Annotated in this window: 18 protein-coding genes; 2 read left to right on the top strand and 16 right to left on the bottom strand. The window is 66.2% G+C overall.

The window, feature by feature from the left end; all coding sequences use genetic code 11:
- Positions 1-31: 31 nt before the first annotated feature.
- The 11 genes from lysS to KTJ89_RS06030 form a co-directional block, all read right to left on the bottom strand.
- The gene (gene lysS, locus KTJ89_RS06080) at positions 32-1591 is read right to left on the bottom strand and encodes a lysine--tRNA ligase (protein WP_259357084.1); all 1560 of its coding nucleotides are present in this window, start codon (positions 1589-1591) and stop codon (positions 32-34) included.
- Between the two features lie 44 nt (positions 1592-1635).
- Entirely contained in the window at positions 1636-2526 is an 891-nt protein-coding gene (locus tag KTJ89_RS06075) for a Rossmann-like and DUF2520 domain-containing protein (RefSeq protein ID WP_259357083.1), read from the bottom strand.
- Entirely contained in the window at positions 2523-4382 is a 1860-nt protein-coding gene (locus KTJ89_RS06070) for a PH domain-containing protein (RefSeq protein WP_259357082.1), read from the bottom strand. The genes KTJ89_RS06075 and KTJ89_RS06070 overlap by 4 nt, the downstream gene beginning before the upstream one ends.
- 2 nt (positions 4383-4384) lie before the next feature.
- A complete protein-coding gene (locus KTJ89_RS06065; protein WP_259357081.1) occupies positions 4385-4885 on the bottom strand; it encodes a PH domain-containing protein in 501 nt (166 codons plus the stop codon).
- Entirely contained in the window at positions 4882-5343 is a 462-nt protein-coding gene (locus tag KTJ89_RS06060) for a DUF3180 domain-containing protein (protein ID WP_139468652.1), read from the bottom strand. The genes KTJ89_RS06065 and KTJ89_RS06060 overlap by 4 nt, the downstream gene beginning before the upstream one ends.
- A gap of 28 nt (positions 5344-5371) precedes the next feature.
- Entirely contained in the window at positions 5372-6328 is a 957-nt protein-coding gene (gene folK / locus KTJ89_RS06055; RefSeq protein WP_259357080.1) for a 2-amino-4-hydroxy-6-hydroxymethyldihydropteridine diphosphokinase, read from the bottom strand.
- The gene (gene folP / locus KTJ89_RS06050) at positions 6325-7206 is read right to left on the bottom strand and encodes a dihydropteroate synthase (RefSeq protein WP_259357079.1); all 882 of its coding nucleotides are present in this window, start codon (positions 7204-7206) and stop codon (positions 6325-6327) included. The genes folK and folP overlap by 4 nt, the downstream gene beginning before the upstream one ends.
- A 23-nt stretch (positions 7207-7229) precedes the next feature.
- Entirely contained in the window at positions 7230-7853 is a 624-nt protein-coding gene (folE, locus tag KTJ89_RS06045) for a GTP cyclohydrolase I FolE (protein WP_172173815.1), read from the bottom strand.
- The gene (gene ftsH / locus KTJ89_RS06040) at positions 7853-10039 is read right to left on the bottom strand and encodes an ATP-dependent zinc metalloprotease FtsH (protein WP_259357078.1); all 2187 of its coding nucleotides are present in this window, start codon (positions 10037-10039) and stop codon (positions 7853-7855) included. The genes folE and ftsH overlap by 1 nt, the downstream gene beginning before the upstream one ends.
- A gap of 179 nt (positions 10040-10218) precedes the next feature.
- A complete protein-coding gene (gene hpt, locus KTJ89_RS06035) occupies positions 10219-10770 on the bottom strand; it encodes a hypoxanthine phosphoribosyltransferase (RefSeq protein WP_139468656.1) in 552 nt (183 codons plus the stop codon).
- 47 nt (positions 10771-10817) lie between these two features.
- On the bottom strand, positions 10818-12089 hold the full coding sequence (locus KTJ89_RS06030; RefSeq protein WP_259357077.1) for an MFS transporter: 1272 nt from the start codon (positions 12087-12089) through the stop codon (positions 10818-10820).
- A gap of 116 nt (positions 12090-12205) precedes the next feature.
- Here KTJ89_RS06030 and KTJ89_RS06025 point away from each other — a divergent pair, with 116 nt between their 5' ends.
- Complete coding sequence (locus tag KTJ89_RS06025) at positions 12206-13480, top strand: amidohydrolase family protein (protein WP_259357076.1); 1275 nt, start codon at positions 12206-12208, stop codon at positions 13478-13480.
- A gap of 3 nt (positions 13481-13483) precedes the next feature.
- Here KTJ89_RS06025 and tilS read toward each other — a convergent pair whose 3' ends face one another.
- Genes tilS through dacB form a run of 3 tightly spaced genes read right to left on the bottom strand, consistent with a single transcriptional unit; the run spans position 13484 to position 16999 of the window.
- Positions 13484-14506: a tRNA lysidine(34) synthetase TilS gene (gene tilS, locus KTJ89_RS06020; RefSeq protein WP_259357075.1), complete on the bottom strand. Its 1023-nt coding sequence runs from the start codon at positions 14504-14506 to the stop codon at positions 13484-13486.
- Positions 14493-15509, bottom strand: coding sequence for an Rv3626c family coenzyme F420 biosynthesis-associated protein (locus KTJ89_RS06015; protein ID WP_139907225.1), 1017 nt, complete (start codon positions 15507-15509; stop codon positions 14493-14495). Before KTJ89_RS06015 ends, tilS begins: the two co-directional genes overlap by 14 nt.
- On the bottom strand, positions 15506-16999 hold the full coding sequence (gene dacB, locus KTJ89_RS06010) for a D-alanyl-D-alanine carboxypeptidase/D-alanyl-D-alanine endopeptidase (RefSeq protein ID WP_259357074.1): 1494 nt from the start codon (positions 16997-16999) through the stop codon (positions 15506-15508). The genes KTJ89_RS06015 and dacB overlap by 4 nt, the downstream gene beginning before the upstream one ends.
- A gap of 108 nt (positions 17000-17107) precedes the next feature.
- Between dacB and KTJ89_RS06005 the strand changes: the two genes are divergently transcribed.
- Positions 17108-17596 carry an inorganic diphosphatase gene (locus tag KTJ89_RS06005; protein ID WP_101545791.1) on the top strand — a complete coding sequence of 163 codons (489 nt, stop codon included), beginning with the start codon at positions 17108-17110 and terminating at the stop codon, positions 17594-17596.
- Between the two features lie 26 nt (positions 17597-17622).
- Here the strand turns inward: KTJ89_RS06005 and KTJ89_RS06000 are convergent, their stop codons facing one another.
- The gene (locus KTJ89_RS06000; RefSeq protein ID WP_259357073.1) at positions 17623-18546 is read right to left on the bottom strand and encodes an alpha/beta fold hydrolase; all 924 of its coding nucleotides are present in this window, start codon (positions 18544-18546) and stop codon (positions 17623-17625) included.
- Positions 18518-19252 (bottom strand): DUF998 domain-containing protein, encoded by a 735-nt coding sequence (locus tag KTJ89_RS05995; protein WP_180345610.1) that lies wholly within the window; start codon positions 19250-19252, stop codon positions 18518-18520. The genes KTJ89_RS06000 and KTJ89_RS05995 overlap by 29 nt, the downstream gene beginning before the upstream one ends.

The following is a 19252-nucleotide window of genomic DNA, read 5'->3' as shown; positions in this document are numbered from 1 at the left end:
CAGAGCTTTGAGGATATCCAACATAATCAGATCAGCCTTCCTGAGCCGAGTCCTCCTGCGAAGAAGCCAAAGGCTTGGTGAATGGGAACAGAATGGTTTCACGAATTCCCAAACCGGTCAGCGCCATGAGCAGACGGTCGAGTCCCATGCCCATTCCGCCGGTCGGCGGCATTCCGTGCTCCATCGCCATGAGGAAGTCTTCGTCGAGGCCCATCGCCTCATCGTCACCGCGGGCGGCGTCCGCGGCCTGAGCCTCGAAACGCTGACGCTGGATGATCGGATCGACGAGCTCCGAATAGCCGGTGGCCAGCTCGAAGCCGCGCACATACAGATCCCACTTCTCCACGACGCCCTTCTTCGTCCGGTGCTCACGCACCAGTGGTGAGGTGTCGACCGGGAAGTCGGTTACGAAGGTCGGAGCCCAGAGCTTGTCCTGGTAGAAGTGCTCCCACAGCTCTTCGACGTACTTTCCGTGTGAGCGGAAGACTCCGCCCATGTCGACGCCGTTGTCGGCGGCGATCTTGTCGAGGACGTCCAGCCCGGTCTCCGGGGTCACCTCGACGCCGGACAGCTCGGACAGGGAGTCGTACATGCTCACGACCGGCCAGTCTCCGCCGAAGTCGTAGTCCGTGCCGTCGTCGAGAGTGACGACGAGCGATCCGGTGGCTTCCTGGGCGGCGTTCTGGATGAGGGTCTTCGTGAGATCGGCGATCGAATGGTAATCGCCGAAGGACTGATAGGCCTCGAGCATCGCGAATTCCGGGGAGTGAGTGGAGTCAGCACCCTCGTTGCGGAAGTTGCGGTTGATCTCGAAGACGTTCTCGATTCCGCCGACGATCGCCCGCTTGAGGAACAGCTCCGGGGCGATGCGCAGGTACATGTCGATGTCGTAGGCGTTCATATGCGTCTTGAACGGGCGTGCCGAGGCACCGCCGTGCATGGTCTGCAGCATCGGCGTCTCGATCTCCACGAAGTCCTGGTCCGCGAAGGTCTTCCGCAGCGACGACATCACCTTGGCACGGGTGAGCATCGTCTCCCGAGCCTGCTCGCGGGTGATGAGGTCGAGGTAGCGCTGGCGGACGCGGGTGTCCTCGGCGAGTTCGGTATGCAATCCGGGCAGCGGACGAAGGGCCTTCGACGCCATGGTCCAGGAGTCCGCGAGGACGGAGAGCTCACCGCGCTTGGACTTGATGACCTTTCCGTGCAGGAACAGGAAGTCGCCGAGGTCGACGTCGGTCTTGAAGTCATCCAGGCGCTCCTGGCCGACTTCGCGCAGCGAGAGCATGCCCTGCAGGCGGGTGCCGTCACCGGACTGCAGTGTGACGAAGCAGAGTTTGCCGGTGGTGCGGACGAAGACGACTCGGCCGATGACGCCGACGACAGCATCGGTCTCCTCCCCCGCTTCGAGTCCGTCGTGGGCGGCGTGGACCTCGGCGAGGCTGTGGGTGCGGGGCACCGTCACCGGGTAGGCATCGGTTCCGTCGTCGAGGAGACGCTGGCGCTTGTCCTTTCGAATCCGGATCTGTTCCGGATCGAGGTGTTCGGGTGAAAGGTCTGCGTTCTCAGGTGTCTTCGAGTCGGTATTCGCCATGCTTCAAGGCTACCGTGGACGGGCCGCACGGGGGAATTCGGCGGTCAGTCCAGAGCGCTCAGGATCTGCTGTGCCTGAGCTTCTGTGATCCGTCCCATCGCCAGTGCTTTCGCGGCCGTCGATCGGGCGAGTGCGATGTAGCTGTTGCGCACGGCCGGGTTCGATCGGCTGAGGCTGAACTCGCTCAGTGCCGCCAGGTGCGCTTCGATGGTTCCGACATCACCACGGCTGATCGGTCCGGTCAGCGCCTTCGGTCCGTTCTGCATGGTGTTGGCGACGCTGGCGTCGACGAGGGCGTGGAGGACGGCCGACGGATCGGCGACCCCTGCCTCGGCGAGCAGTTCCATGGCCTCGGCGAGGATCGTGATCGAATGGTTCGACGCGTGGGTGATGGCCGCGTGGTAGAGAGGACGGTCCGCCTCGGCGATGTCGATCGGTTCGGCACCGAGTTCGACGACGAGGGCCTCGCCCACCGGACGGATCGGCGCGGGCGCAGTGACCGCGATCGTCGCCTGCCGCAGACGGCTGAGATCGACCTCGGTGCCGGTGAATGTCAGGGATGGGTGCAGAGCGATGGGCAGAGCGCCGAGGCGGGTCCCGGCTTCGAGGACGTCCGTTCCGTATCGGCCGGAGCAGTGCACGAGGATCTGCCCGGCATGGATGCGGCCGAGGTTCGCCAGTCCGGTCACCAGTGGTGCGATCTCGTCGTCGGGGACGACGATGAGCACGAGTTCGGCGCGTTCGGTGATCGCGTCGGGGTCGAGGACCGGCACTCCGGGCAGCATGTCCTCGGCACGTTCGAGGCTGGCCGTCGAGGTGGCGCTGACTCCGATGATCGCGTGACCGGCCTGCCTCCAGGCGGCACCGATGCTGGCTCCGACTCGGCCGCAGCCGATGATTCCGATGCCCAGCCGTGGTGCGTCGTCCTGGCTCATCCGTTGTCTTCCTCGTGGGTCTCGATGGGGCCGGTGTGTGCCGACTTCGCGGCGGCGTCGAAGCGTTGGCGGGCGATCCGAGTACGTTCGGCATGTTCGGTGAAGAAGCGTTTGGCAGCTTCGGCGTCCTGATGCTTCACGAGCGGGGTGATGGGTCCGGCGGTCGAGTGCACGGCCACGCTGCCCAGTTTCAGCGACCTCATCAGCGGCCCTTGGTAGTAGCGAAGGGACTGGACCCTGACATGGGGCACGAAGTCGACCCGGCGATCGAGGACTCCCAGGCGCAGCACGAGCAGGGAATCGGTGAGGGCATAGGCCCGTCGTCTCCAGACGAGGGGGTCGAGGATCCGTGAGGAGCGCGGCTGCGCGTGGAACAGCTCCTCGGCCGCCGCTGCGTCGGGGTGTGTGGATTTCCTGTCGTACATGGCCGACCGGACGAGGCCGTCGGCCGAGATGCCTTCGGGCAGCTGCGGGTCGGGCAGAGCGAGACCCACCATGAGCAGTGCCTGGTCGATATCGCCGACCGGCAGGAGCAGGTTCTCGTCGCTCTTTCCGCCGTCGCTGGCGATGTTGTATTCGGCCCTCCACCAGCCGGCCCAGCGCCACAGCAGCGGCTGGTGGAGGCAGACGGCCTGGAGCCGGTCGAGCGGGATGACTTTGCGGGAGGTGGAGAAGAGTCCGTGGCTGACGGCCAATCCGTCTTCGCTGATGCGGACGACGAAGTTGGCATTATCGAGGTTCTTCTTGAACCCGGCGAACGCGGCGAAGATGCCGGGCAATCCACCGATGAGGATCGGGAGGAAGGCCTCCTCGATTCCGACGAGGAGGAACACGACGGCAATGGCGACGAGGACGATGATGACGCCGACGGAGATCAGCGTTCCGGTGTTGAGTAGGGAGGACACGATGACCCGATGGGCGGGGACACGGATGATCTCTCCCTCTTCGCCGACATCGGCCGAGAGGTTGTACGGAGCCAGCAGGTCGTTGAGGCTCCGTTCCGCTTCGTGGGAGACGTCGTCGGCCAGGACGCCCAGGCGCTTGCTCAGTCGCACTCCGATGCTGTCGGCGCTGCGTTCGGGCACTGAGCGGTCGATGCCCGGCTGTTCTCCGTCCGCACCTGGGTCCGGGCTGTCGTGGCCACCGGCGCCGAAGCGTACAGTGTCGCCCGCAGATGCATCGGCTCCTGCGCCGCCGCCTGCCTCTGTATCGGCCTCGGTCCCACCGTGGTCGGCTGCGACTCCGGGCACCGCATCGGTGGACGTCGCAGACGTCGCGGATGCGTTCTTCTTCGCTTTCACCGCGGCGAGAAGTTCATCGCGCAGCTCTTCGGCACGTTTCTTCGACAGGTACTTCAGGGAGATGTTCGAGTCGGTGCCGCCGGCGACATCGAAGACGAGTTCGGCCATGCCGAGCATGCGCGGCAGCAGCTTCTGCTGCAGATCGATCGACTGGACGCGGTCCAGACGGGCCTTGCGCAGCTTCTTCGACAGCAGCCCCCGACGGTAGTAGATCGCCTCGGCGTCGACCCGATACCCCATGACTCGCCACGCCAGCCAGCTGAAGAAGGCGGTGAGGACCAGGATCAGGATGATTCCGCCGACGACGGCGAGGATCACCAGCGGGTGAGCGCCCAGCCATTCGGCGAAGGTGAGGTTGACGGACCGGCCGGAGGCGAGGTCTTCGACGGCGCTCTGGAAGAAGTTCTGCAGACCGTAGGCCGCGGCGATGAAGATGCCGACGAGGACGCCGAGGCTCTCGAGGATCGGCGTCAGCGGATGGACGCGGTGCCAGACCTCCGGTGCGGCCGCCTCGGTGCCGGGGTTCGGGGTTTCGGGTGAAGATGCGTCGCTCATGGTCACAGCCCGGCGAGATTGGCCTGGCCGAGTCCGGCGAGGCTGTCGCGCAGGCGATCGGCTTCGGCGCGGGGCAGTCCGGGGATCGTCGCGTCGGTGGCGGCTGACGCGGTGTGCAGTTTGACGGTGGCCAGGCCGAACATGCGGTCGATGGGGCCGGCGTCGACGTCGACGAATTGGAGTCGGCCGTAGGGCACGACGGTGGCACGGTGGAACATGATGCCGCGACGGACGAGCAGGTCGTCCTCCCGTTCGGCATAGCCGATGGCGCGAGCCTGACGGAGGATGATGATCGTCGAGATGATGCCGTAGACGACGACAGCGATCCAGATGAGGTGCAACCAGGGCACCTCGGAGTTGAAGATGATCGCGAAGACCAGCCCGGCGATGAGCATCGGAACGAGCAGGGTCAGTGACGCCAGAACCTCTTTCAGCCCGTACTTCGGACTCACCCTGTTGAAGGGCACATCGGCTCCGATGGAGAAGGAGAGGTCGCGGTTCATGCTGTTTCAGCTCCCGGCGGGTCTTGGGGTGGGATCTCGCAGAATCCCTCGACGATCATACCGACGATCATGAGCACTGCGGCCGAGATCATCGCGACAAGCATACCTGCGGCCAGATCATTGCGGATCCCGGGGGCTGACAGGAAGTAGTAGCCGGCGTTGCCCAGGTACCAGCCGGCCAGTCCGGCTCCGGTCAGGGCACTGGCCTTGGCCATGATCGCCACTCTCGCCGCTTGGATCGGGTCGATCTCCTTCGTCCGGTCACCGTCGTTCCATTTCTTGATGGGCCAGCCGAGCAGGAACAGGATGGCTGCGAGGACGAGCATGCCGATGATGGCGAACCACGGCAGTCCCGGCAGTGAGAACCCCTGGCTTTCGAGCACCACGTCGACCACGATCGCGAGAACCGTGCCGATCACGGCCCAGACGGCGAGGGTGGACGAGGAGGTTCTCTGCATGGTTCCCAGTCTCTCAGATCGCGGGCGGTTATCCAGAGGTGATCCGAGCGATGTCCTGGTCGTCGAGTTCGGCCAGGACCGCGCTGATGGGGCGGCGTCCCTGTGGGGTGTCGATGAGTGTGTCTCCGACGAGTTCCGCCCATGGCGCGAGGACGAAGGCGCGTTCGTGAGCGTGCGGGTGCGGCAGCGTCAGTCGCGGGGTCCGGCTGTGCTGTTCCCCGTCCTCGTCTCCGAAGCGGATGAGGTCGATGTCGAGGGTGCGGGGTCCCCACCTGAGTTCGCGCGTCCGCCCGCAGGCGACTTCGATGCCCTGTGCCACCGAGAGCAGTTCGAGAGCCGACAATGTGGTCGTCACGAGCACTCCGAGGTTGAGGAAGTCGGCTTGGTCGACTCCGCCCCAGGGGGCGGTGCGGAAGAGTGAGGACCGGCGGGTGACGGTGATGTCCGGATGCCGGTCGAGGGCGGCCACCGCCTGGTCGAGGGTGTCCGCGGCATCGCCGAGGTTCGCCCCGAGATTGAGATACGCTTCGGTCTCGCCCTCGGCCGTGTCGCCCGAACCGCGCGGCGCGTCCGCGGCCCTTGCAGGCTCCCTCACCGAGGCGGCGGCAGAGTCGGCGCGTCTGCGTTCGACTCGGATGCGCACATCGTCGAAGGTCCGTTGGATCGGTGCCGAGGGCTTGTGGACGACGACCTCGACGTGTTCGCACAGGCTCAGGCAGTGGTCGGCGATGCGTTCGGCCAGCGTTTCGATGAGGTCGAAGGTGTTGTTCTCGACGATTCCGGCGACGTCTTCGGCGAGTTCGCCGTAGTGGATAGTCTCGGCGAGGTCGTCGGTGGCCGCGGCACGTGCGACGGAGGTGTGGAGGGTGACGTCGATGACGAAGTCCTGGCCGTCTCGTTTCTCGAAGTCGAAGACGCCGTGGTTTCCGCGCACCGTCAGTCCGCGCAGTTCGATGCGGTCGGGAGTCGCCTCTGCGCCGGTCATCGCCCGGCTCCCTCAGTCCCGGAGTCCGCTGCCGGGTGTGCCGCTGCTGCGGAGTGTTCCCTGACCGCGGCGATGACCTTGCAGGCGACCGCCGAGGTGGCCGGATCGTGGACGCGGACCGCCCAGGCACCGGCCTGTGCGGAGATCGCGGAGATCGTGGCCGTGGCCTGATCCTTCGCCGCCTGTTCGGCCTGTTTCGGGTCGTCGGGGCTGAGCAGGGAGGCGATGAAGCGCTTCCGGCTGGCGGCGACGAGGAGTCTGTGGTCGAGGGCGGCGAATTCGTCGAGCGCGGAGAGCAGCTGCCAGTTGTGTTCGGCGTTCTTCGAGAACCCGAGGCCGGGGTCGACGATGATATTCGCAGGTTCGACGCCGACGGCGATGGCTTCGTCGATGCGGGTGCGCAGCTCGGAGATCACCTCGGCGACTACATCGTCGTAGTGGAACGTTGCGGAAGCCTGATCGAGGTAGCCGCGCCAGTGCATGAGCACGATGGGAGCTCCGGACCCGGCAGCGACGCTGAGCATGGTGGGGTCCGACTGTCCGGCAGAGACGTCGTTGATGATATGAGCCCCGGCTGCCAGGGATTCTGCGGCGACGCGGGCGCGCATCGTGTCGACGCTGATGACAGCTCCGGCTGCGGCGAGCTCACGGACGACCGGGACGACTCGGCGCAGCTCTTCGGCTTCATCGACGCGGGCCGATCCCGGACGCGTCGATTCGCCACCGACGTCGATGATGTCGGCACCGGCTGCCATGAGTTCGAGTCCGTGGGCGACGGCTCGGTCATGGTCGAACCACAGCCCGCCGTCGGAGAAGGAGTCGGGGGTGACATTGAGGACGCCCATGATCTGCGTCGTCTTAGCGGCTGTTTCGTCCATCGCTGTGTGATCCGTGTTCTGCCTCAGCGACCGAGGATGAGACTCATCGCTTCTGCTCGGGAGGCGCTTTCGCGCAGCTGCCCGCGCACGGCCGAGGTGATGGTCGAGGCTCCGGGCTTGCGCACTCCGCGCATGGTCATGCACAGGTGTTCGGCTTCGACGACGACGATGACGCCCTGCGGTTCGAGATGATCGACGAGCGCGTCGGCGATCTGTGAGGTCAGGCGTTCCTGCACCTGGGGGCGCCGCGCATAGATCTCGACGAGGCGGGCCAGTTTCGACAGTCCCGTGACCTTGCCGTTCTTGCTCGGAATGTAGCCGATGTGGGCGACTCCGTGGAAGGGCACGAGGTGGTGTTCGCAGGTCGAGTAGAGGTCGATATCGCGGACGAGGACGAGTTCCTCGTGGCTGATGTCGAAGGTGACGCCGAGGACTTCGGCCGGGTCGCGGTGGAGTCCCGCGAAGATCTCCTCATAGGCTCGAGCCACTCGGCCGGGAGTCTCGACGAGACCTTCCCGGTCGGGGTCTTCGCCGACGGCGATGAGGATCTCACGCACGGCAGCGGCGATGCGCTCCTGGTCGACCTTGTTGTCCTGCCCTGCGGGGGCGGGGCCGAGACCGGCGGAGACCTCTTCGATATCGGCCATCAGTCGTTGTTCCCTCTGTCTTCGTTCGTGTCATTCGTCGCCGGTCCCCCGGTTCCCGGACCGCTTGTGCCTGGTCCTCCTGTCGGTCCCCCGGTGGGGCCGCCCGTCGGGCCGGTCGGGCCGTTCGGGTTCTCGAGTCCGGGCGGGTTGTGCGGGACGTGAGGTCCGCTGACGCCCGTGGGTCCGGCTCCGGGGATGTCGGTGGTGTCCACCTCGGCGCCGGTCGATCCTTCACCGTCGCTGCGTTCGCTCTGCGGTGCGGGCGGAACGATGGGGCCGCGTTCGGACACGGGGCGATCGTCGTGGGCCAGCCACACTTCGCGGGTGGCGCGTTTGACGACGGGGGCGAAGATCTCCTCGAGGGCGGCCTGGTCCAGCGTTTCGCGTTCGAGCAGCTGGTAGGCGAGGTTGTCGAGCACATCGCGGTTGTGCGTCAGCGCCCAGTAGGCGTCGGCGTGCGCGGAGTCGATGAGACCGCGGACCTCGCGATCGATCGAGGACAGGGTCGAATCCCCGTATTCGTCGCCGCCGCCGTAACCGCGGCCGGCGAAGGGTTCGGACTGGTCGTCGCCGATCTTGACCATGCCCAGTTTCTCGCTCATTCCGTACTGGGTGACCATCTTCCGGGCGATGTTCGTCGCCTTCTCGATGTCATTGCTGGCACCTGTGGTCGGGTCGTGGAAGACGATCTCCTCGGCCACACGCCCGCCCATGGCGTAGGCGAGCTGGTCGAGCAGCTCGTTGCGGGTCGTCGAGTATTTGTCCTCGCTGGGCAGCACCATCGTGTAGCCGAGTGCGCGTCCGCGCGGGAGGATCGTCACCTTCGTCACCGGGTCGGTCTGGTTCATGGCCGCGGCGACCAGTGCGTGCCCGCCCTCGTGGTAGGCGGTGACGAGGCGTTCCTTGTCGTTCATCAGTCGCGTCCGCTTCTGCGGGCCGGCGATGACACGGTCGATGGCCTCATCCAGGATCCGGTTGTCGATGACCTTCGCGTTCTCACGTGCGGTGAGCAGGGCCGCCTCGTTGAGGACATTGGCCAGGTCCGCACCGGAGAATCCGGGGGTCCGCTTCGCCACCTGCCCGAGGTCGACCTCGTCGGCCAGCGGCTTGTCGGCGGCGTGGACCTCGAGGATGTGCTTGCGGCCCTTCATATCAGGGGCTTCGACGGGGATCTGCCGGTCGAAGCGACCGGGACGCAGCAGCGCCGGATCGAGGACGTCGGGACGGTTGGTCGCGGCGATGAGGATGACGTTCGTCTTGACGTCGAATCCGTCCATCTCGACGAGCAGCTGGTTGAGAGTCTGTTCGCGCTCGTCGTGTCCGCCGCCCATTCCGGCGCCGCGCTGGCGGCCGACGGCGTCGATCTCGTCGATGAAGATGATGCAGGGGGCGTTCGACTTCGCCTGTTCGAACAGGTCACGAACTCGGGAGGCACCGACGCCGACGTACATCTCGACGAAGTCGGAACCGGAGATCGAGTAGAACGGGACTCCGGCCTCACCGGCGACGGCTTTGGCCAGCAGGGTCTTGCCCGTGCCGGGCTGTCCGTAGAGGAGCACGCCCTTGGGGATCTTCGCTCCCACGGCCTTGAACTTCTCCGGCTCGGCGAGGAACTCCTTGATCTCTTCGAGCTCTTCGAGCGCCTCGTCGACTCCGGCGACGTCCTTGAAGGTGACGTCCGGGTTCTCCTTGTTGACGAGCTTCGCCTTCGACTTGCCGAAGTTCATCATCTTCCCGCCCGACATCTGCGAGATGAGGAACCAGAAGACGACGAAGATGATGACGAACGGGATGAGCGTGCCCAGCAGCGACATCAGCCAGCTCTGCTTGGGCACCTCGTCGGTGAAGCCCTTGTCCGGGCCGGCGGAGTCGACGGCCTTGACGACCTGCTCTCCGCGCTGTTCGACGTAGAAGAACTGGACCTTCTTGCCGAAGTCCTTGCCGTCGACCTTGTAGTCGTCCTTGAGAGTGAGGTCGACGCGCTGGTCCTTGTCGACGATCTTGGCCTGTTCGACCTTGTCGTCCTTGAGTAACTGCAGACCCTGTTCGGTGTCGATCTGGCTGAACCCGGACTGACTGAACAGCAGAGCACCGATCGATACGACGAGCAGCGCCAGGACGATCCAGACCAATGGGCCCTTCGTCGCCTTGTTCAGCAGGGGGCGACGTTTGTTCGACTCGGCCATAAGTCCTCTCAGGAAAAAGATGTGGGCAACCGTTTCAGGCTACCGAGGCTGCCTGGGAACATCCCCCACAGCCTAGTACTTCGCACCCCTATAGCCCGAATGCGTGCCGAATCTATTCCGTCACAGACCCCGGACTCGGCCCGGGTTCGCCGCGGGCGTAAAAAGCGGTGCCAGCGGACTCAGCTGTAGACGTGCTGGGCCAGGGTCGCCACGAACGGCACATTGCGGTACTTCTCCGCATAGTCGAGGCCGTAGCCGATGACGAATTCATTGGGCACGTCGAAGCCGACGTACTTGACGTCGATGTCGACCTTGACGGCTTCGGGTTTGCGCAGCATAGTGCAGATCTCGACGGTGGCAGCTCCGCGGGTGCGCAGGTTCTGGACCAGCCAGGACAGAGTGAGGCCGGAGTCGATGATGTCTTCGACGATGAGGACGTGCCGATCGGTGAGGTCGGTGTCGAGGTCCTTGAGGATCCGCACAACGCCGGAGGACTTGGTGCCCGAACCGTAGGAGGACACGGCCATCCAGTCCATCGTCACAGGAGAGTGCAGGGCGCGGGCGAGGTCGGCCATGACCATGACGGCGCCTTTGAGGACGCCGACGAGGAGGATGTCCTTGTCTTTGTAGTCTGCATCGATGGCGGCGGCCAGTTCAACGAGTCGTGCGGCTATCTGCTCTTCCGAGACGAGTACTTTTTCGATGTCATTGCCGAGATCGTTGATGTCCACGAGTGTCGATTCTCCTCAGATGCGGGTCCTGGAGATTCCATTATGGGTCACTTTGCCTCACCGGTGCCAGTGGGCCCGGATGTCGGTGCCAGTTCGTCGTCGACGGTCCCCGGACCGGCCGACAGCCAACCGGTGATCGCCATGAGTGCGGAGATGATGACCATGAACCACAGCGGCACCTGCCAGCCGCCGCTGACCCCGAGCAGTCCGCCCACGGCCAGGGGGCACAGTGCGGCGAGCACATAGCCCGAGGACTGGACGAACGCCGAAGTCGAGGCGGTGACGGAGACCTCGCGAGTGCGGGAGGTGATGAGCGCCAGCGCGGCGGGGAACGCGAATCCGCCGTATCCGAGCAGAGCCGCCCACAGCCAGGGGAGGCTGACCGGGCTGAGCAGCAGTCCGGTATAGCCGGCGACGGCGCTGGCCCCGAAGGAGACGAGGAAGGCGCGCGGGGCGATGCCCCGGACGATGATCTGCGGGGCGAGGAATCCGCCGGGCAGACCGCCGAAGGTGACGATCGTGAGCATGATCCCGGCGAGGAAGGGGTCGAGTCCGGCGTCGCGGTAGATCTGCGGCAGCCATCCGAACTGGAGATAGGCATTGGCCGATTGGAGGCCGAAGAACATGGCCATATACCGTGCCTTGGGCGAGGTGAAAACCGCTCGCCGAGGCGGCGCCTCCTCCTGCTGCCCACCGGGCTCCGCGGCCTGTCCGGAAAGGACGGGCACGGACTTCAGTGTCCGCAGCACAGTCCAGGTGATGAGCGCGGACAAGGGCAGGACCAGCCAGAAGCCGAGACCGAAGCGCCACCCGCCGAACTGTTCGGCCAGGGGCGCAGTCAGCAGCGAGGGCAGCATCGAACCGAGGCCGAGCGAGACCGTGAATGTCGTCGCGCCCAGGGTGGGCCGGTGCGGGAAGCGGGACTTGACGTAGACCGGCAGGATGACGTTGCCGATCGACATTCCGGCCAGGGCGAGGACCGTGAGCAGAGCGAAGGCCACCCATTCGGTGACGATGGCGCGCAGACCGATGCCTGCCACGATGAGGGCGGCGCTCAGGGCCAGAGCGGAGAACAGACCGAGGCGCTTGAGCAGGGGTACGGCGATGATGCCGCAGATGGCGAACACGAGTCCCGGCAGAGCCGTGAGCAGACCGGTCTGCCATTCGGCCAGGGAGAATCCGTCGCTGACTTCGGAGAGAACGGGCCCCAGGGAGGAGGCGGCTGGGCGCAGCGAGGCGGCGATGAGGACGAGGCAGGCCAGGGCCAGAACGTCGAGGCCGCGGTTGCGTCGGAATCCCTGCACGGGCGAAGTCGTCATGGCCTCATCCTTTCAGACCGCTGTAGTCGTCGTGCGCGCGGGCCGCGGCCCCATAGAGGCACGCAGACAGGCACAGCTTCCGATGGTATACCGTTTGACGGTCGTAGGCTGAGCACATGATCGTTGTGAAGAATGTGCGCCTGTTCCCTCGCACGCCCGATGCTCCCGCCGTCGACGTCGAGATCACCGAGGGACGGTTCTCTCGCCTCTCCCCCGCCGAGGATGCCGCCCCCGATTCCGCGCCACCGGCGACCGGGACGACATCGACCGGGGCCGAGGTCATCGATGGAGCGGGGCGGATCCTGCTGCCTGGCCTCGGCGATGTCCACGCTCATCTGGATTCGAATCGGATGGGCCAGACGTTCCGTCCGCACACCGCCGACGGCACTCTGCACGGGTACATCATGAACGATCGCGAGAACTGGCGGCAGGGCGAGCGCAGCGTCGCCGATCAGGCCGCGTACGCAATTGCGAAGATCATCGCGTCCGGAGGCACGCGCATCCGCTCACACGCACAGGTCGATGCCGACTGCGGTCTCGAGCGCTTCCACGGGGTCAGGGCCGCGCTCGAGGCTCATGTCGATGTCCTCGACTTCCAGATCGTTGCCTTCCCGCAGGCCGGAATCGTGCACGAGCAGGGCGTCCGGGAGCTCCTCGATACGGCTCTGAGCGAGGGCGCGGACCTCGTCGGCGGACTCGATCCGCTGCTCTACGACCGGGATCCGGTCTCCCACCTCGATGTCGTCTTCGGCCTGGCTGAGAAGCACGGCAGGGGCATCGACATCCACCTCCACGAAGCGGGCACTGCGGGACTCTTCACGCTCGAGGAGATCGCTGCGCGTACTCGAGCCGCGGGCATGGCCGGGCAGGTCACGGTCTCCCATGCTTTCGCGCTCAACACGAACCCGGAACCCGCGGTCGCTCGGATCCTCGATGTCCTCGCCGAGGCGGGAGTGGCCCTGACGACGGTTGCCCCGGCCAAGGGTGCGCTGCCGCAGAGTCTCATCCGTGAGCGCCGAATGGCTCTGGGACTCGGCGAGGACGGTCAGCGGGACTACTGGAGTCCCTATGGTGACGGCGATCTGCTGCGCCGGACCTGGCAGCTGGCGTTCACGAACGGATTCCGTGCAGACGCAGATATCGAAGGCTGTCTCGACATCGCCTCACGCGGAGGAGCGCAGGTCATGGCCGGTGCTCGTTCCGACGGTTCGGCTCTGGTTGACGATTCCCGGTTCGGTCTGGCGGTGGGCGCTCCCGCCGACTTCTTACTCGTCGACGCCGACACGGTCACCTCGGCGATCATGGACTGCCCGAGGGACAGGGATGTGTTCAAGAGCGGTCGACTCATCGCCTCCGGCGGCGAACTGGCGGGCGGGCCGCGGCTGAGCTGAGTCTCAGCGGGCCTTCGCGGCCTGTTGGAACACGGCCCGACCGTCGGAGACGACGACTTCCGTGTCCCCGGGCAGGGACAGTCGACCGCGCCTGCGGTCACAGATGAGGGCACAGAGTTCGGCGACCCGCACCGCTCCGAGGTTCTGTCCGGGCACGCCGAGTGAGATCACCCAGTCGCGCACGACTCGGCTGAGCACGGCATCGTCGAGTGCGGTGAAGACCTCCACCGGCACCGAGGCGGCTCCGCGGATCGTCTGCCCTGCCGCCTCGGCGTGGGCGTCGATGAAATCGGCGTCGGCTCGGCAGAGGTCGGCGGTGCGGGCGAGGTTAGCGGTGATCGGTTGGCCGAGTTCGGCTTCGAGTCCGGCCAGCAGCTGCCGGGCCCGGACTCGGGTGAACGCGGTGTCGGCGTTCATCGGATCGTTCCAGATCTCGATGCCCTGTGCCTGACAGGACGCTTCGGTCTGGTCTCGGTCGAGGACGAGCAGGGGACGCATGAGGCGACCGGCCAGCGGGCTCATCCCGGCCAGAGACCGTGTGCCCGATCCGCGCATGAGGCCGAGCAGAACGGTCTCTGCCTGGTCGCTGCGGGTATGGGCGGTGAGAATCCAGTCGGCTCCGGCCGCGGCCCGAGCGGTTTCGAGGGCCGCATAGCGGGCGGTGCGCGCCGCGGCCTCGAGGCCTTCCTCGCCGGCATCGATCCTCACCCTCATCACCTCGGCGGGCACACCCCAGGATTCGGCGGTGACAGCAACCCGGTCGGCCACTTCGGCGGTGACGGTCTGCAGGCCGTGGTCGACGGTGACGGCACGGGCCCGGATCTCACCGCGTCGATGGAGAAATGCGGTCGCATGGAGCAGCGCCATCGAATCCGCTCCCCCGGACACTGCGACGATGAGGCCCGGGACAGACGCTCCTGCGACGGCGAGCGCTGCGCGCACGGCATTGCGGATGGCTGCGCTGGCTGGGTCGAGGGTCGGCCGCCTCGGCGACGATGCGCTGCGCGGCCCCTCAGCCGTGGACACGGTCGAGCCAGAGCTGCGGTTCGTGAATTTCGGCCGTGCGCGGCAGGTTCGCGGGTTCGGCATAGATGCGGGAGAAGCCCTTCTGTCCGACCTCGCGGCGGACAGCACGGACGAACTTCGCTCCGTCGCGATATTGGGCGAGTTTGAGGTCCATTCCGAGCAGATTCGTCAGGAACCCGCCTTGGGCGGCATCGCGGCGGGCCTCGAACTTGCGGCGCAGCCGGCGCACGCTCGGGATGACACCGGCTCCGACTTCGTCCATGACGACATCGGCGTGGCCTTCGAGCAGCGACAGGATCGCCGTGGCCTCGTCGAGTGCGGTGCGCATGTTCTCGTCACGGATGAGGTCGATGATGCTGGCCTCGCCCTTGACGATGCGCCCGAGGGTCGCGAAGAGGTCGACGATCCCGCCGACCCCCGGCATCGTCAGTCGGGTCGACACGGCTCCGGAGAGCAGGGTGCGCATATGTTCGCGCAGCCAGGGCGCGGTCGCGAACTGCACTTGGTGGGTGGCTTCGTGGAGGGCCACCCACATGCGGAAGTCACGCGGATCGACGTCCATGGCCCTCTCGGCGATGAGCACGGCGGGGGCAACGAACATCAGCCGTCCCGTCTCCACGGCGAAGGGGTCGAACTGGCCGAGCACGCGAGTCGACAGGAGTGAGAGCACCCCGGCGACCTCGACGGCGCCGGCCTTCGCGGTGGCGGGGCTGACCGGGGCGGGCAGGGCCGCCTCATCGAGCATTCCATTGACGGACTGCGCGTTGGCTTTGACCCAGCTGACCTGGTCGAGGACGAGCACGGAACCGGCGGCGAGCCGTCCGCGCACATCATCGGCGTGCTCCGGCGGCAGCAGAAACGAGTCGAGCACGAGGTCCTGGGCGGTCAGCGCATTGTCCTTCATCCCCTCGACGAGTCCGTCGAGCACACCCGGTTCGGGGACCTTCGCCGCGGAGACGAGCTCACGGGCGGTGCGGGCGGCGAAGTTCTCGTCGATGATCATCGGCAGCCGCAGTTCGCGAGGGCTGTGACGATATCGTCCACGGTCTTTCTGGCTTCCAAGATCTTGTCCTTATCCACGTCGTCGATCTGGATGGAGAATACGAGGTAGCGGCCTTCCGCGTCGAGCACTCCCCCGGCCAGGGAGGTCACGGTCGACAGCGTTCCGGTCTTCGCATGCACCACCCCTGAGGCGTTCCTCTCGTCGAGGAATCGGTCGTGCAGGGTGCCGGTCAGTCCGCCGACGGGGAAGTAGCTGACGAGCCCGGCCAGCGAGTCATCGGCGACGACCGAGGCCTGCAGCACGGTCGTGAGATCGTGCGGGGCGATCCGGTTGTCATAGGACAGCCCCGAGGTGTCGACGAGGTGAGTGCGCCCGAGATCGACGGATTCGCCGAGGGCCTCCAGGACCGCCTTGGGACCGTTCTCGAGGCTGCCGTCCTGCCCCTGAGCGATGGCGACCTCGTTGCCGAGCATCTCGGCGACGACGTTGTCGCTGTGCACGAGCGCGTATTCGACGATCTCGGAGATCGTCGCCGATTCCACCCGGGCAAGTTCCTTCGGGTTCTCGGACTCGGACGGCGCCTCGGATTCGGACCGGTCGGTCGCCTCGGTGACGGTGATCCCGGTCTTCTTCAGCTCTTCTTCGAAGATCGAGAACGCGTCCTTCGCCGGGTGTTCGCTGCGGCCCCGCCAGTCGGCGTTCTTCGACCCGACGTAGGCGGTGTCGACCATGATCGGCTGGATCGGGGTGATCACGCCCTTGGCGATATCGGACCGGGACCAGCCGGAGTCGAAGTCCTCGCCGACGTAGCGGCTCGTGTCCAGGTTGAGGGCCACCTCGGTGATGTTCTGGTCCTTGAGGGCGGCCGCGGTGTCTTCGGCCAGGGTCCGCAGTCCCCCGTGCCCGTTGACCGAACCGGGATCGGAGTCTCCGGCCGACAGGAGCACATCGCCGCCGCCGGTCAGCGTCAGGGTGTTCGTGTCCGCGTCGAAGTCCGTCGTCGTCGCCAAACGCTTCTCCCCGCCGATCGCGGACAGTGAGGCGGCCGCTGTGAGCACCTTCGTCACGGAGGCGGGAGTGCGCGGCTGCGTCTCGTCCTTCGCGTAGAGGACGTCGTCGCTGATCCCGTCACGGACCTCGAGGCCGAAGCCCTTGACCTTCGAATCCTTGAGCACGGCGTCGATCGTCTTCGGGATCTGTGTGGGCACAGGAGCGGAATCGTCGACCGCCGAGGCGGGGGCGGGCACCTGCTGGGCGTGGGCCTGCGGAGTGGGCACGGTCTGGACCTCGACCTGGGGTTCGGTGGTCAGCACGCCGGGCAGGCCGGGCACGAGGTCGTAGGCGTCGACGGCGGCATAGGCACCGAGCGCGAGGACGATGATCCCTGCGGTGATCGCACCGCCCTTCTTCCGCCGCGAGGTCGCCTCTCTGCGGTCGCGGCGCGGGGAGCCGGAGTCCGACGGGTTCTGCGGCGCATCGGTGTCGTTCAAACGCAGGCTCTCATTCCTCGACGACCGTGAGGCGGTCGCCGTCGGTGGGCGGTGACGGGGACTTGTACCATCTATTCTAGTGATGCACCCCTAACGTGAAGGAGCACTATGGAACTGCTGGCCACAATCGAGATCCCCCAGGGGTCCCGCAACAAGTACGAAGTCGATCACGAGACCGGTCGGGTCAAGCTCGATCGCTACCTCTACACCTCGATGCAGTACCCCGCCGACTACGGCTATATCGAGGACACGCTCGGAAACGACGGCGACCCTCTCGATGTGCTCGTGCTGCTGCCCGAGCCGCTGTTCCCCGGTGTGCTCATCGACATCCGTCCCATCGGCATGTTCCAGATGGAAGACGAGGCCGGAGGCGATGACAAGGTCCTCGCCGTGCCCGCCGGAGATCCTCGCTGGGACTCCTACACCGACATCTCGGACGTGGACAAGTTCATGCTCGACTCGATCGAACACTTCTTCTCCCGGTACAAGGACCTCGAGCCCGGCAAGTACGTCAAGGGTTCGAGCTGGGCCGGCCGCGAAGCCGCCGAGGCCGAGATCAACGCCTCGATCGAGCGTTTCAAGGCCGAGGGCCACTGAGCCGACTTCGGACAAGCGCTGACGTCTCAGCGCGCAGCGTTCTCCTCGACCGCCCGGATGATCTCATCCGGGCGGTCGATCATCATGAGATGTGCCGAACCGGAGACAACGCGGGTCTCGAGGCGGGTGAGTCCGGCTTCGAGGGCGCGCAGTCGTCGTTGCCCCGGCAGGCCCGAGGCGAAAAGGGCCGAAGTGGGCACCCGGACTTCTCCCGTGCTCGCCCGCAGGGCGGTGAGGTCTGCCCCCTGCGAGCGGTAGCTCAGCCATTCCGCGAACGCCGAGGTCAGGGTTTCTGGATCAGCGTAGGGGTCCTTGAACACTCCCTCGTCGAGGACCGTGCCGGACACCGTCTCCCGCACAAAGCCTCGGTGCGCGATCGAAGCGCTGATCGACCTGATCTTCCGCGATGAGAGCAGAGTCCGGACCGACCGCAGTTGGGACCCTCCGAAGAGTCGATCCGCCAGGCCCCTGACCCTGTCGAACTCGACCGAGGGGTCGACGAGAACGATCCCGGCCACGAGTTCCGGACGGAGCCTGGCAAGAGCCTCGGCGCGGAAGGCCGCCATCGAATGCGCGACGATGACAGCCCGCACGGTCATGGAGCGGGCAGCTGTGCTGGGGGCTGTGAGTCTCGTGGCCCCGTGCCGGGTGAGGACCTGCTGCAGCAGTGCCGTCTCCCCGGCGAGGTCGGGTACTCCCCCGCCGAACGGGGTGCCGGCGAAACCCGGACGATCGAGCGCGAGGACGTTATGGCCGGGAAGACCCTCGATGACCGGCGACCACCCGCCTGCCGGGATCGCACATCCGTTGAGGAGGAGCACCGGCGGCCGGTCATGCACGGGCTGTCCTGCCGTTCGAGCGGCAATGCGATAGATGGTGTGCCCGTCGATGGTTTCGACAGCCCACCGGGCCAGCGGGTTCTCAGCGACCATCGGCGAGGGCTTCGGCATCGGAAAGGACGCGCTCGATCATCAGTGGGCGGTGCACATCGACGGCGAGCCAGCCGATCCAGCCGGAGACGATGAGGATCTGCGAGATCTGCACATAGCCCTGGCCCGAGCGCATGAGCTCTTCGATGGCCCCCGAGACCGCCGAGGACAGCACGATGAGGACCGTGAGGATGACCGGCACCCAGCGTCGCGGCCCGCGGCTGGGGATCGCTGCGGCGATCATGCTCGCGCACACCGCCACAGTGACTACCGAAGAGGTGATGGTGTGGGCGAGAAACTCCGGCTCCAGCGCACCGGAGTCGGCGGCGGCCCGGCACGCATCGTCGAAGCTCGGCGAACATGGCATGTTCCAGATGACATCGGCGATCGTTCCGATCCCCGTCAGCGCCGTTCCGGCGGCAACTACCCACCTCCAGTCGCGCACTTGGACGCGCGAGCCGGATAGCGTGCGGCAGGCGATGAGGACCATCAGCATCCCGGAGATGAGGTCACCACCGCGGAACACCCAGGCAGCAGGCTGGTTGTCGGCGGCGAGTTCAGAGATGTAGCCGGCCAGCGGATCCGTGTACGGACTGAGGAAGGCCAAGGTCCAGGTGTTGTAGAAGACGATGACGGCCACAGCCAGTCCCCACCCTGCAAACCGCTCGAAACCGGTGATCGTCTCTGCCCTCGCCGTCGGCCCTGTCCCCGCGATCCGCCCCGGCAC

This window comes from Brevibacterium sediminis, from assembly GCF_024895295.1.
In the GTDB taxonomy this organism is placed as follows: domain Bacteria; phylum Actinomycetota; class Actinomycetes; order Actinomycetales; family Brevibacteriaceae; genus Brevibacterium; species Brevibacterium sediminis.
This window is presented reverse-complemented; position numbering and strand designations above follow the sequence as displayed.

Excerpts from the sequence above, each read along its gene's own strand:
- lysS (WP_259357084.1), bottom strand. The coding sequence starts at position 1,591 with ATGGCGAATACCGACTCGAAGACACCTGAGAACGCAGACCTTTCACCC.
- KTJ89_RS06075 (WP_259357083.1), bottom strand. The coding sequence starts at position 2,526 with ATGAGCCAGGACGACGCACCACGGCTGGGCATCGGAATCATCGGCTGC.
- KTJ89_RS06070 (WP_259357082.1), bottom strand. The coding sequence starts at position 4,382 with ATGAGCGACGCATCTTCACCCGAAACCCCGAACCCCGGCACCGAGGCG.
- KTJ89_RS06065 (WP_259357081.1), bottom strand. The coding sequence starts at position 4,885 with ATGAACCGCGACCTCTCCTTCTCCATCGGAGCCGATGTGCCCTTCAAC.
- KTJ89_RS06060 (WP_139468652.1), bottom strand. The coding sequence starts at position 5,343 with ATGCAGAGAACCTCCTCGTCCACCCTCGCCGTCTGGGCCGTGATCGGC.
- folK (WP_259357080.1), bottom strand. The coding sequence starts at position 6,328 with ATGACCGGCGCAGAGGCGACTCCCGACCGCATCGAACTGCGCGGACTG.
- folP (WP_259357079.1), bottom strand. The coding sequence starts at position 7,206 with ATGGACGAAACAGCCGCTAAGACGACGCAGATCATGGGCGTCCTCAAT.
- folE (WP_172173815.1), bottom strand. The coding sequence starts at position 7,853 with ATGGCCGATATCGAAGAGGTCTCCGCCGGTCTCGGCCCCGCCCCCGCA.
- ftsH (WP_259357078.1), bottom strand. The coding sequence starts at position 10,039 with ATGGCCGAGTCGAACAAACGTCGCCCCCTGCTGAACAAGGCGACGAAG.
- KTJ89_RS06030 (WP_259357077.1), bottom strand. The coding sequence starts at position 12,089 with ATGACGACTTCGCCCGTGCAGGGATTCCGACGCAACCGCGGCCTCGAC.
- KTJ89_RS06025 (WP_259357076.1), top strand. The coding sequence starts at position 12,206 with ATGATCGTTGTGAAGAATGTGCGCCTGTTCCCTCGCACGCCCGATGCT.
- KTJ89_RS06015 (WP_139907225.1), bottom strand. The coding sequence starts at position 15,509 with ATGATCATCGACGAGAACTTCGCCGCCCGCACCGCCCGTGAGCTCGTC.
- KTJ89_RS06005 (WP_101545791.1), top strand. The coding sequence starts at position 17,108 with ATGGAACTGCTGGCCACAATCGAGATCCCCCAGGGGTCCCGCAACAAG.
- KTJ89_RS06000 (WP_259357073.1), bottom strand. The coding sequence starts at position 18,546 with ATGCCGAAGCCCTCGCCGATGGTCGCTGAGAACCCGCTGGCCCGGTGG.